Origin of the sequence: Actinocrinis sp. (genome assembly GCF_035650855.1) — a bacterium.
In the GTDB taxonomy this organism is placed as follows: Bacteria; Actinomycetota; Actinomycetes; order Streptomycetales; family Catenulisporaceae; genus Actinocrinis.
On sequence record NZ_DASRGV010000054.1, the window covers coordinates 1 to 11,053 of the forward strand.

The following is an 11,053-nucleotide window of genomic DNA, read 5'->3' on the forward strand; positions in this document are numbered from 1 at the left end:
GCCGGCGAGAATCGTGACGGCGAAACCCGAGCACACGATCGGCAGCAGCAGATGCACGACGAAGAGGCCGAACGTTCCCGCGCCCTGCGTCCTGCCGTACTCGACGTACGCATTGCCGAAGTCGTCCGCGATGATCACCGGATGAGCGCGCGTCGCGGTAGCGACTGCCGAGTCGAACAGCCAGGTCAGCACGAAATCCGCCAGCGCCGCGGCTACCACGAACAGCGAGGTCCATCCGAGCAGCGCGACGGGTACCGCACGCACCGCACCAATGGCCCCATCGATCAACTCCAGCACGCTCAACGGCCTAAGCGGAACCGGACGCGCGATGCGTTCCACCCCAGCCGCGGTGTCCCGCACGCTGGCGATACGTGTCGCGGTGGTGACTTCCGGCGCGGGCGCGCCGGGCGCGGCCCAAGCCGCCGGCAGCTCTGGCATCCCCCCACCTCGTCCGTCGCCCACGTGGTCGCCCCGCCACGGAGCAGGCCCACATCCTAGTGGCCCATGGCGGGGCTCCGGCAAGGAGTTGGAAGACCTGAGCTGTGCTTTCCCGGGCGCGGATCTCGGCGTTGTTGCAATCTGCCGACGAAATGATGCGAAGATGAGCCCCATGAAGGGACGTGTGCTCATCGTCGATGACGACACCGCGCTGGCCGAGATGCTCGGTATCGTGCTACGCGGCGAGGGCTTCGAAACCGCGACCGTATCCGACGGGGACCGCGCATTCGGCGCATTCCGCGAGTTCAAGCCGGACCTGGTGCTGCTCGACCTGATGCTGCCCGGCCGCGACGGCATCGACGTCTGCCGGCAGATCCGGTCCGAATCGGGCGTCCCCATCGTGATGCTCACGGCCAAGAGCGACACCGTGGACGTGGTGGTCGGCCTCGAGTCCGGCGCCGACGACTACGTGATCAAGCCGTTCAAGCCGAAGGAGCTGGTGGCGCGGGTCCGGGCGCGGCTGCGCCGGGCCGACGAGCCCAAGCCGGAGACGCTGAACATCGGCGACCTGTCGATCGACGTGGCCGGGCACTCGGTCAAGCGCGGCGGCGAGTCGATCGCGCTGACCCCGCTGGAGTTCGACCTGCTGGTCGCGCTCGCGCGCAAGCCCTGGCAGGTCTTCACCCGCGAGGTGCTGCTCGAACAGGTGTGGGGTTACCGGCACGCCGCGGACACCCGCCTGGTCAACGTGCACGTGCAGCGGCTGCGCTCGAAGATCGAGCACGACCCGGAGAAGCCCGAGATCGTGATCACCGTGCGCGGCGTGGGGTACAAGGCCGGACCCGCCTGACCAGGACCGGCGCGCTCCCGCGCGCCGGGCGGCCGGATCGCGGCGGACGCGGCCGCGACCGGGAACTCGGGGCGTCCGATTTGCGTCGTCTCGGGGGAGGGGTGGCCGGGGTTAGTGTGCCCATCGGGGATGTTCGCGTCCCCGACTTCGACTCCGGCCGGACCGCGGCCCAGACCCGGCCGCGGACACGTCGGCTGAACAGCTGAACAACAGTGGGACCGGTGGGTGAGCCATGGGCACAGGCATGGGAGCGAGACTGCGGCGCGCGCTGCGGGCGGCCAGCCATGCGCTGCGCGACCTGCCCGCCCGCTGGCGCCGCTCGCTTCAGTTCCGGGTCGTCTCGGTCACCATGGTCCTCTCGCTCGCCGTCGCGGTCGGCCTCGGCTACTTCATCGCCCAGCGCGTCGCCGACGGCATCCTGCGCACCCGGCTCGACGCGGCCAAGGAGCAGGCCAGCGTCGGCTTCCAGAGCGCGGTCCAGGACTTCAACTCCAAGAGCCTCGACCCGACCATCGACACCGGCGTGCTGGCGACCAACGTCGTGCGCTCGCTGTGCAAGAGCAGCACCCTGTTCCAGGTCGCCGTCGTCCTGCAGAAGGACGCCGACACCGCGGCCTTCCCGGCCGCCTGCGCCAACCTGACGAACAACACCATCCCCGCGGACCTGCAGACCAAGATCGCGAACGTGCCGGCCGGCCAGGGCTGGTACGAGTTCGCCACGGTCCAGTACCGGCAGAACACCAAGGCCGACGCGGTCGTCGTCGGCCAGCGGGTCACCGCGAACAACAGCGGCACCGAGTTCACCGCCGACATCTTCTACGTCTTCCCGCTCAGCCAGGACGAGGCGAACCTCCATACCGTCGAGCTGTCCCTGGTGCTCGCCGGGCTGCTTCTGGTGCTCGCGCTTGTCGCCATCGCCTGGTTCGTCTCCCGGCAGGTGGTCACCCCGGTGCGAATGGCCGCCGGGATCGCCGAGCGGCTGGCCGCGGGCCGGCTGGAGGAGCGGATGCGGGTGCGCGGCGAGGACGACCTGGCCTCGCTGGCCAACTCCTTCAACAAGATGGCGGCGAACCTGCAGAACCAGATCCGGCGGCTGGAAGAGCTCAGCCGGGTGCAGCGCCGGTTCGTCTCCGACGTCTCACACGAGCTGCGCACCCCGCTGACCACCGTGCGTATGGCCGCCGACCTGATTCACGAGGCGCGCGAGACCTTCGACCCGGTCGTCTCCCGCTCCGCGGAACTGCTGCAGAACCAGCTCGACCGGTTCGAGGAGCTGCTCGCCGACCTGCTGGAGATCAGCCGCTTCGACGCGGGCGCGGCGATCCTGGACGCGGAACCGGTGGACCTGAGGGCGCTGGTACAGCGCGTCGTCGACAGTTCGGCGCCGCTGGCCGACCGCAAGGGCAGCACCGTGATCGTCGAGGCGCCGGAGGAACCGTGCGTCGCCGAGGTGGATGCGCGCCGGATCGACCGGGTGCTGCGCAACCTGGTGGTCAACGCGATCGAGCACGGCGAGGGCCGGGACGTGATCATCAAGGTCGCGGCTTCGGACGACGCGGTGGCCGTGGCGGTGCGGGACCACGGCGTCGGGCTGCGTCCGGGCGAGTCCTCGCTGGTGTTCAACCGGTTCTGGCGCGCGGACCCGGCGCGGGCCCGCACCACCGGCGGCACCGGCCTCGGCCTGGCGATCGCCCTTGAGGACGCCCGGCTGCACCACGGTTGGCTCCAGGCCTGGGGTGAGCCCGGCGGCGGCTCCCAGTTCCGGCTCACCGTGCCGCGCAACACCCGCGTCGAGCTGCTGCGCTCCCCGATCCCGCTGGAGCCCGAGGACTCGAGCCACCACCTGCGCCAGCGCCGCGGCTCAACGACGACGCCTGTGCAGCCTCAGTCTCAGACCGCGCCTCAGTCGCAGCCTCAGGGGTCAGGGCACCGAACGATGCTGGATCAGAGCGCGACTTCCTCCAGGCCGGGTGCGGTACGCGCTCCCGCCGGACCGCCCGGCTCACCAAAGGCCGCAAGTAAGCCGGGCCAAGACACCGCGGCGGTGGTCGACCGGGCGACCGTGTCGAGCCCGCCGTCCATCACTGGCTTCGGCGAGGGAGACCTGCGCGGCGACGTCAACGGCGGCGACGGAAACGGCACGGGGGACCAGGCATGAGGAACCGCAAGCCCTCGGCCCGCACAGCCGCGCTCGGCCTGCTCTCCCTGCTCGGATTCCTCACCGCGGGCTGCGTCAACCTGCCCGCGAACTCCGGCGTGAACGCGGTCAGCAAGCAAACCGACGCGGCCGGCGGATCGGACGTGCGGATCTGGCCCAAGGGACCCCAGCGCAACGAGGATCCACAGGCGATAGTCGAGGGCTTCCTGCAGACCGCGGCCAGCGACCCGGGCAACCTCTCCATCGCCCGCGAGTACCTCACCGGCGAGGCGCTGAACTGGGACCCGCAGAAGGTCGTGGTCTTCAGCGGCGACGAATCCAGCCCGACGCAGGTGCCGGGACACGGCGACCAGGTGCAGATCAACGGGACCGTGCTCGCGAACGTCGGCGACGACGGCACCTACGAGCCGGTGTCGCCGGTGTCGGTGCCGACGCCGCGCAACCGCTACCTCTTCTTCGTCAAGTTCAACGAGGACAAGGGCTACTACCAGATCGATCAGCTGCCCGACGAGTTCGGCATCGCGCTGACCGAGGAGACCTTCCGCGCCGAGTACAACGCCTACGACCTCTACTACCTCAACAGCGCCGCGCCGGGCGAGAGCATGATCCCGGTCCCGGTGTACATGCGCGGCCAGTCCGACGTCGTCATCGCCCAGAAACTGGCCGTCAAGCTGCTGGGCGGGGCGCCCGACTGGCTGGACGGGGCCGCGGTCACCGCCGCCCCGCAAATCGCGCTGGCCAACAAGAACAACGCGGTGAGCATTGAATCGGACGGTACGGCGCAGGTCACCGTCAAGACGCCGAACGTCTGCACCACGCACGGTCCCAGCGCGTGTAACGGCCTTGCCGACGAGCTACTTGCCACGTTCAGCGACCTGGCATCCGTCAGCCACGTGACGGTCGTCGATCAGCGCGGTACGCAGCTCGGCGCGTCATCAGGCACCGTCGACTACGTGATGAGGCACTACCACGTCGGGCTCGGCGGGACCGGTGACGCGACCTACTACTACCTCGGCAAGGACAACCACGCCGTCTACTCCTACGACAGCAAGGGCAGCCGGCTGGAGCAGGTCGGCCCGCCCAGCCGCCGATACAGCCACCTCGCGGTCACCAGCTACGACGGCTCGACCATCGCCGCCATGGTCGACGACTCCGGTACGAAGCTCTACCTCGGCAACCCCGGTGAGGTCGCCGACCGCCCGCCGGTGAAGACCGGCGGCCAGCTCACCTCGCTCAGCTGGGACGCGCTCGGCCACCTCTGGTTCATCGACAAGTCGCAGCATCCGGCCGCGCTCTACCGGCTGGACGTCACCCAGGGCCTCCAAGCGCAGCCGCAGAAGGTGACCACCGCGTTCGGCTCCGACGTGGACTCGCTGGCCATCACGCAGCTCGCGGTCGCACCCGACGGCCGCCGGGTGGCCGTCGTGTACTCGGAGCAGTCGTCGAGCGGATCGACGGTCGACTCCGTCGGCCTCGGCGTCGTGCAGGGCAGCGGCTCGAGCCAGTCCCTGGACCTGAGCCAGGCTGTCGAGAACCCGGTCGTGGCCCAGTGGAACACGGTGCAGGACATCGACTGGCACGGCAGTGAGTCCCTCGCGGTGCTCGGCGGCCAGCAGCCCTCCTCTCCCTCGGTGGTCTCCGAGCTGTACACGGACGGCTCGCCGGTGACGAACTCCACCGACCTCAATGCGGTCACCATCAACCCGCCCAACAACACCGGCGGCATCGAGTGGGCCGGCAGTACGCTGCTGGCCGTGTACGGAGGCACCGGCGGCACTCCGCCGCAGATCACGCAGTACTCGTTCAACAGCAACTCGTGGAGTTCGCAGGGATCCGCGCCTGTGCAGGGTTTTTCCCCCAGTTACGCCTATTGACCGACTCGCCCCGATCAAGCCGCTTATGATCATGGCGTGGGGGAGGAACTGACGGAGCGTCAGCGGCGGTCCTGGTGGGCGACGCTGCTCGACCTCGTGCTGCCCGCGGAGTGCGCCGGCTGCGGGCATACAGGCACCGGCACCGTGATCGAGGGCTTGTGCAGCACCTGCGCTCTAACCCTCTCCGGGCCACCGGTCCCAGTACGCCACGCACGCCGCCTGTCCGGCTTGCCTCCGGTACACGCGCTTGCGCCGTACCGCGAACCAGTCGCGGACATCATCGTCGCGCAGAAGGAACGCAACCGGCTCGACCTGGCCAGACCCCTCGGCCGCCGTCTCGCGCGCGCAGCCCTGGCCGCCAGCCCCGGCGCCGCCGCGGTCTGGCTGGTCCCCGCACCCTCCGCCCGCTCATCGACGCGCCGCCGTGGCCAGGATCCGGTACGCCGCATGGCTTGCGCAGCGGCCGGTGAGATGCGCGCGCTCGGCCATACGGCCAACGTCCTCCCGGCCCTACGCCATCAACGGCGCGTAGCCGACCAGGTCGGCCTGACGCATCTGGAGCGCGCACAGAACCTCAGGGGCGCTCTCGCCGTACGACCGGCCGCGGCATCACGCCTGATCCAGCGCCCGGCCGTCCTCATCGACGATGTGACGACCAGCGGAGCCACACTCGCCGAAGCCGCACGCGCCATCCGGGCCGCCGGCGGACAGCCGATCGGCGCGGCCGTCATCGCCGCCACCAGATTCAGCGGCCGCTGAACCCACTGCCGCGAACCCGAGCGATTCAGATCCTGCAAATCGGGGCAGCCCAAACCGAACCGGAGCGCGGCTGAACCCGTGCACCCCCTCAGACCCCCGGATCGAGGAGGCCCCCGCTGAACCCGCCGCTACGTCGCAGTTCACCCGGTTCGGCACGCGACCGACGCGCCACCTCGCGCAAGCCGAGACTCCCAGGTGAACGCCCCTCGATTCACCCACTTGGCGGAGTAGGCCTATTGGCCCCTACCGTTCACGCCCAAGCGGCATTACGTTCAAGCGTATGAGCAGCGCGCACGACGACTGACGGCCGAAGTCGTGACGCCCCGACGTACCTGGCCGGAACTCGGCAAGGCCTTCCCGTCGTTACCCCTCCAAAGCCGGATCTTCCCGGCATAGGTTGACAAGAATCAAACCAGTCCCAGGAGGTGGTGCAGCCCTACCCAAGTATCAGAATCAGCCACTCCTACCAGTGGAGCGCGACCCCGCGCGCACGAGCCGGGGGAGCGTCCAAGCCGCAGCAGTGTCAGTCCAGACAGCGAGCGCGGCGCGAACGACGAGCGCCGGGCAATCAGCGAGCAAAGGGAGACGCGCGTGGACATCGTGGTGAAGGGCCGCAAGACCGAGGTGACCGAACGGTTCCGCAAGCACGTGGTCGAGAAGCTCTCGCGCATCGAGCGCTTCGACGGCAAGGCCATCAGCCTCGACGTGGAGCTGTCCAAGGAGCGCAACCCCCGGCAGGCCGAACGCTGCGACCGGATCGAGATCACCCTGCGCACCCGCGGCCCGGTGGTACGGGCCGAGGCCTGCGCCGCCGACCCCTACGCTGCGCTCGACCTGGCCGCCACCAAGCTGGAGGCGCGGCTGCGCCGCGCCGCCGACCGCCGCCGTGTGCACCACGGCCGCCGCAGCCCGGTCTCCGTGTCCGTCGCCACCTCCACCCTGGCCGAGCTCGAGGCCGCCGAGCTGGCCGAGCGCGCGGCCCCGGTCGCCGCCGCCGAGCCCCGCCGCGAGATCCGGCACGTCGGCCCGATCGAGGTCGAGGGCGACGGCCCGATGGTCGTGCGCGAGAAGACGCACACCGCCCCGTCGATGGACCTGTGCCAGGCGCTCTACGAGATGGAGCTGGTCGGGCACGACTTCTACCTGTTCGTCGACGCCGACACGAAGCTGCCCTCCGTGGTCTACCGCCGCCGCGGCTACGACTACGGCGTGATCCACCTGGAGGAAACCGGCGCGGCGCACTACTCCGGCGGTCAGCCGGGCACCGCCACCGCCGCATAACCAGATCCCGAGAAAGCACCGCGGACAGGCGGAATCAGCACACTTGACGACACGAGCAGGCGCGGACCCGGACCGCGGAACGAGGATCGCCCGAAGAGGCGGCGACCACGTCCCGAGCGGTACTGTCAATCCCGGGTCCGCGCCAGCTATTATCAGGTTTCGCCGATACTGTGCGATGATGACTCGGTCACTGAGCGTCTCCGGCGTCCCGTCCGGGAGTAACGGGCGCCTGCCCGGACCGGCCGATCCAGGTACTAGGGGGTACGGACAGGTGGCCCAATCCGATTCCGGCAGGCCGGTCGGCGTGCGCCCGGAGGGCATCCCGGCGCAGCCCGGCCGCCCCCGCCCCACCACACCGCAGTCGTCCGCCCCACCATCCGCAAGGCCCGCCGGCTCCCCCGGGCAACTTGCGTCCGGCGCCGATCCGATCCGGGTCCTGCTGGTCGACGATCATGCGCTGCTGCGCCGCGGCCTGGACATCGTGCTGCAGCAAGAGCCGGACATCGAGGTGGTCGGCGAGGCCGGAGACGGCGCGGAGGCGGTGGAGAAGGCCGGCGAGCTGCTGCCCGACGTGGTGCTGCTCGACGTGAAGATGCCCAGGCGCGGCGGCATCGAGGCGGCGGCCGCGATCAAGGAGGTCGCCCCGTCCACCCGCGTGGTCATGCTCACCATGAGCGACGAGGAAGCCGACCTCTACGACGCGATCAAGGCGGGCGCCACCGGCTATCTGCTCAAGGAGATCCCGCCGCACGAGATCGCCGACTCGATCCGCGCGGTCGCCGGCGGCCAGTCGCTGATCACCCCGTCGATGGCCACCAAGCTGCTGAGCGAGTTCGCCACCATGGCCAAGAGCGGCGAGGAGCGGCGCGAGCAGGGGCCGCCCGCGCCGAAGCTGACGGACCGCGAGCTCGAGGTGCTCAAGCTGATCGCCACCGGGGCCAACAACAGCAAGATCGCCAAGACCCTGTTCATCAGCGAGAACACGGTCAAGAACCACGTGCGCAACATCCTGGAGAAGCTGCAGCTGCACTCGCGGATGGAAGCCGTGATGTACGCGGTGCGCGAGAAGATCCTCGACCTGCCCTGACCCGCGCCCTCACCGCAGCCCACCAAAAGCCCTCGCCGCGCATCCCCGGCCGTGCCCGACCGCCTTAGACGCCCTTCGCCGGCCTCATTCAGCGCGCCGCCGCTACCGTTCGCGATGCTCTACGCTCGGCGGTCATGACGACCACGCAGCCCGCAGGGCCGCCCGAGACTGGTAAGCAGATCGCCCGCGGCAGGGTCCTGAGCCGTTCGGACATCACGTTCATGGCCGGCGCGGCCGCGTTCACGGTGGCCGCGGCGCTCACCAAGGGCGGCGGGGCGGTCATCCCGTTCCTGGTCTCCGCGGTGGCGGTCGCCCTGCTCGCGGCGCTGGTCGGCCGGGCCGTGGACCACCTCGCCGACCGGCTCGGCGCCGGCGCCGTGGGAGTGCTCCAGTCCGCCCTCGGCAACCTGCCGGAGCTGTTCATCTGCATCTTCGCGCTGCGCTCGCACCTGACCGACGTGGTCACCGCCGCGATCATCGGCTCCATCCTCGGCAACCTGCTGCTGGTGCTCGGCCTGTCCTTCTTCGTCGGCGGCCGCAGGAACGGGATCCTGCGCTTCTCCGAGAGCCGCGCCCGGATGATCATGGCGCTGATGATCCTCTCGGTCGCCGCGATGCTGGTGCCGTCCCTCGCCTCGTACATCCACGCCGCGGCCGCGAGCCACGAAGCGAGCCTGTCCCGCATCACCGCAGTGGTCCTGTTGGTAGTCTTCGCGCTCTCGATCCCCGCCTCGCTGCGCCGCGAGGACTCGGCCCCCGCTGACGCATCCGCGCCAACCGCGCAACAGGGGTCCGAATCGCAAGCGGAGCACGCTGAGCAGGAGGGCGGCAACCGCTGGCCGCTGGCCCTCGCCGTGACGATGCTGGCGGTAACCGGCGTCCTCGCGGCCTACGTCTCGGACTTGTTCGTCAGCGCTCTGCAGCCCGCCATGAACTCGATGCACATCTCGGACGCGTTCGCCGGCCTGGTGATCGTGGCCATCGCGGGCAACGCTGTGGAGAACGCGGTCGGCGTCAAGCTCGCCTGGCAAAACCAGGCCGACCACGCGCTCTCGGTGATCCTCAACAGCCCGCTGCAAATCGCCCTCGTGCTGGCCCCGGCGCTGGTCCTGCTCTCCCCGCTGGTCGGCGGCGCGACCTTCACGCTGGTCTTCAACCCGATGCTGGTGACCACCGTCGGCGTCTCCACGCTCGCCGTTGCCTACCTAGTCTCCGACGGCGAATCCGACTGGCTGGAAGGCGCGACGATGGTCGGGCTCTATATCCTGATCGCCGCCGCCTTCTGGTGGGGCTAGGAAATTAATATAACCTGCGAATTCTTCCGAACGAGTGAAAATCGAAAGTTTGGACGCATAGACGGGAAAACATCCGTACGGTCGAAGTATGGATACTTCCCCGAAAGCTCTCCGCAACGGAGTTCCGCAGCAACGACACACCGAATCCCGCCCGAACGCTCAGGCTGGCGCCGAAGCCGAATTCGAGGCCGAGGTAACTTCCGCCTCCGATCGCATACGTGAGCTGCGCGCCCGCGGCCTGACGCCCAAGCAGATCCGCGAGGAACTGCCCGGCGTCTCACCGTGGGTGGTCAACTGCGCCCTCAACCGCGATGCCAAGGCACAGGCTTCGCATCCCGGTCTCCGCGCCCGCGCCCGTGACGCGGACCGAGAACGCGCCCGTGCGTTGCGGTTGGAGGGCAAGACGTACAAGCAGATCCGGGCGGAACTGGACGTCTCCTCCGCGACGCTCTCCATGTGGCTGCGAGATCTTCCTCATCCACAACCGGACCGTGCCGCTCATGCCGCGCACATGCACCGGATCCTTGCCACCCGCCGCAACGAGCAACGCGAAGCGCAGAAGGCAGCCGCGTTCGCCGAGGTGGGCGAGATCTCGGACCGAGAGTTGATGCTCCTCGGCGTCGCTCTGTACTGGGCCGAGGGGGTAAAGGACAAGCCATATTCGCGTCGCGAATATATCCAATTCATCAATAGCGACGCGGGGATGATGAGGGTCTTCCTCAGCTGGCTGGATCTCGTCGGTGTCGAGGAAGTCGACCGCCAGTACCGAATCTCGATTCACGAGAGTGCGAACCTGGCTGCCGCTGAGGACTTCTGGCGCCGTGTAGTCGGCAAACCAGAGGCAGACTTTCGAAAAGCGACGCTCAAGAGACATAACCCGAAGACAGTGCGCAAGCAACTCACCGACGACTATCACGGCTGTCTCATCGTCTGGGTGCGCAAGTCGAGCGGCCTCTACCGCCGAGTCGACGGCTGGTGGGCCGGAATCCTTGCGGCGCGCGGTGCTGGAGGTATGCCAAACTAGGGGCCGAGTCCTCCGTAGCGGGGACTCGAACCTTCCCGGGTCGTCTAAGGGCAGGACGCAGTCTTTTGGTGTCTGTTATGGAGGTTCGAATCCTTCCCCGGGAGCCCTTGCCGAGTTCGAACGCTCGGCCTTCTGCGCGGTAGATCAGCCGGTAGGCTCGGTGCTGAAATCCAGCAAACCGAGGTCGAGGAGACCGGTGTGTCCGAGCTGAGCGCGTCAGCTCCCGTGCGTCCCGCAGCCGTCCTGATCCTGGCCGCGGGCGAGGGAAAGCGGATGAAGTCTGCGAC

8 protein-coding genes, 1 tRNA gene and 1 pseudogene are annotated in these 11,053 nt (G+C 69.0%); 9 read left to right on the forward strand and 1 reads right to left on the reverse strand.

Features of this window, described 5'->3' with window-relative positions; genetic code table 11:
• Positions 1-438: pseudogene (locus VFB40_RS04425) on the reverse strand (hypothetical protein); the annotation flags it as partial.
• 172 nt (positions 439-610) lie between these two features.
• Between VFB40_RS04425 and mtrA the strand changes: the two are divergent.
• From mtrA to VFB40_RS04470, 9 genes are all read left to right on the forward strand, one after another.
• Complete coding sequence (mtrA, locus tag VFB40_RS04430; RefSeq protein WP_331682779.1) at positions 611-1,288, forward strand: MtrAB system response regulator MtrA; 678 nt, start codon at positions 611-613, stop codon at positions 1,286-1,288.
• A gap of 244 nt (positions 1,289-1,532) precedes the next feature.
• Entirely contained in the window at positions 1,533-3,446 is a 1,914-nt protein-coding gene (mtrB, locus tag VFB40_RS04435) for an MtrAB system histidine kinase MtrB (RefSeq protein WP_324847980.1), read from the forward strand.
• Positions 3,443-5,320, forward strand: a complete 1,878-nt coding sequence (locus tag VFB40_RS04440; protein WP_324847981.1) for an LpqB family beta-propeller domain-containing protein — start codon at positions 3,443-3,445, stop codon at positions 5,318-5,320. The genes mtrB and VFB40_RS04440 overlap by 4 nt, the downstream gene beginning before the upstream one ends.
• 36 nt (positions 5,321-5,356) lie before the next feature.
• The gene (locus VFB40_RS04445) at positions 5,357-6,079 is read left to right on the forward strand and encodes a ComF family protein (RefSeq protein WP_324847982.1); all 723 of its coding nucleotides are present in this window, start codon (positions 5,357-5,359) and stop codon (positions 6,077-6,079) included.
• Between the two features lie 591 nt (positions 6,080-6,670).
• Positions 6,671-7,360, forward strand: a complete 690-nt coding sequence (gene hpf / locus VFB40_RS04450) for a ribosome hibernation-promoting factor, HPF/YfiA family (protein WP_324847983.1) — start codon at positions 6,671-6,673, stop codon at positions 7,358-7,360.
• Between the two features lie 271 nt (positions 7,361-7,631).
• Complete coding sequence (locus VFB40_RS04455) at positions 7,632-8,447, forward strand: response regulator (protein WP_324847984.1); 816 nt, start codon at positions 7,632-7,634, stop codon at positions 8,445-8,447.
• A gap of 134 nt (positions 8,448-8,581) precedes the next feature.
• Positions 8,582-9,742: a calcium/proton exchanger gene (gene cax / locus VFB40_RS04460; protein WP_324847985.1), complete on the forward strand. Its 1,161-nt coding sequence runs from the start codon at positions 8,582-8,584 to the stop codon at positions 9,740-9,742.
• An 88-nt stretch (positions 9,743-9,830) separates the two neighbouring features.
• Positions 9,831-10,766, forward strand: a complete 936-nt coding sequence (locus VFB40_RS04465) for a hypothetical protein (protein WP_324847986.1) — start codon at positions 9,831-9,833, stop codon at positions 10,764-10,766.
• Between the two features lie 33 nt (positions 10,767-10,799).
• Positions 10,800-10,870, forward strand: a tRNA-Gln gene (locus tag VFB40_RS04470).
• Positions 10,871-11,053 lie beyond the last annotated feature (183 nt).

Coding starts and splice junctions, on each gene's coding strand:
- mtrA (WP_331682779.1), top strand. CDS start 611: ATGAAGGGACGTGTGCTCATCGTCGATGACGACACCGCGCTGGCCGAG.
- VFB40_RS04440 (WP_324847981.1), top strand. CDS start 3,443: ATGAGGAACCGCAAGCCCTCGGCCCGCACAGCCGCGCTCGGCCTGCTC.
- mtrB (WP_324847980.1), top strand. CDS start 1,533: ATGGGAGCGAGACTGCGGCGCGCGCTGCGGGCGGCCAGCCATGCGCTG.
- VFB40_RS04465 (WP_324847986.1), top strand. CDS start 9,831: ATGGATACTTCCCCGAAAGCTCTCCGCAACGGAGTTCCGCAGCAACGA.
- cax (WP_324847985.1), top strand. CDS start 8,582: ATGACGACCACGCAGCCCGCAGGGCCGCCCGAGACTGGTAAGCAGATC.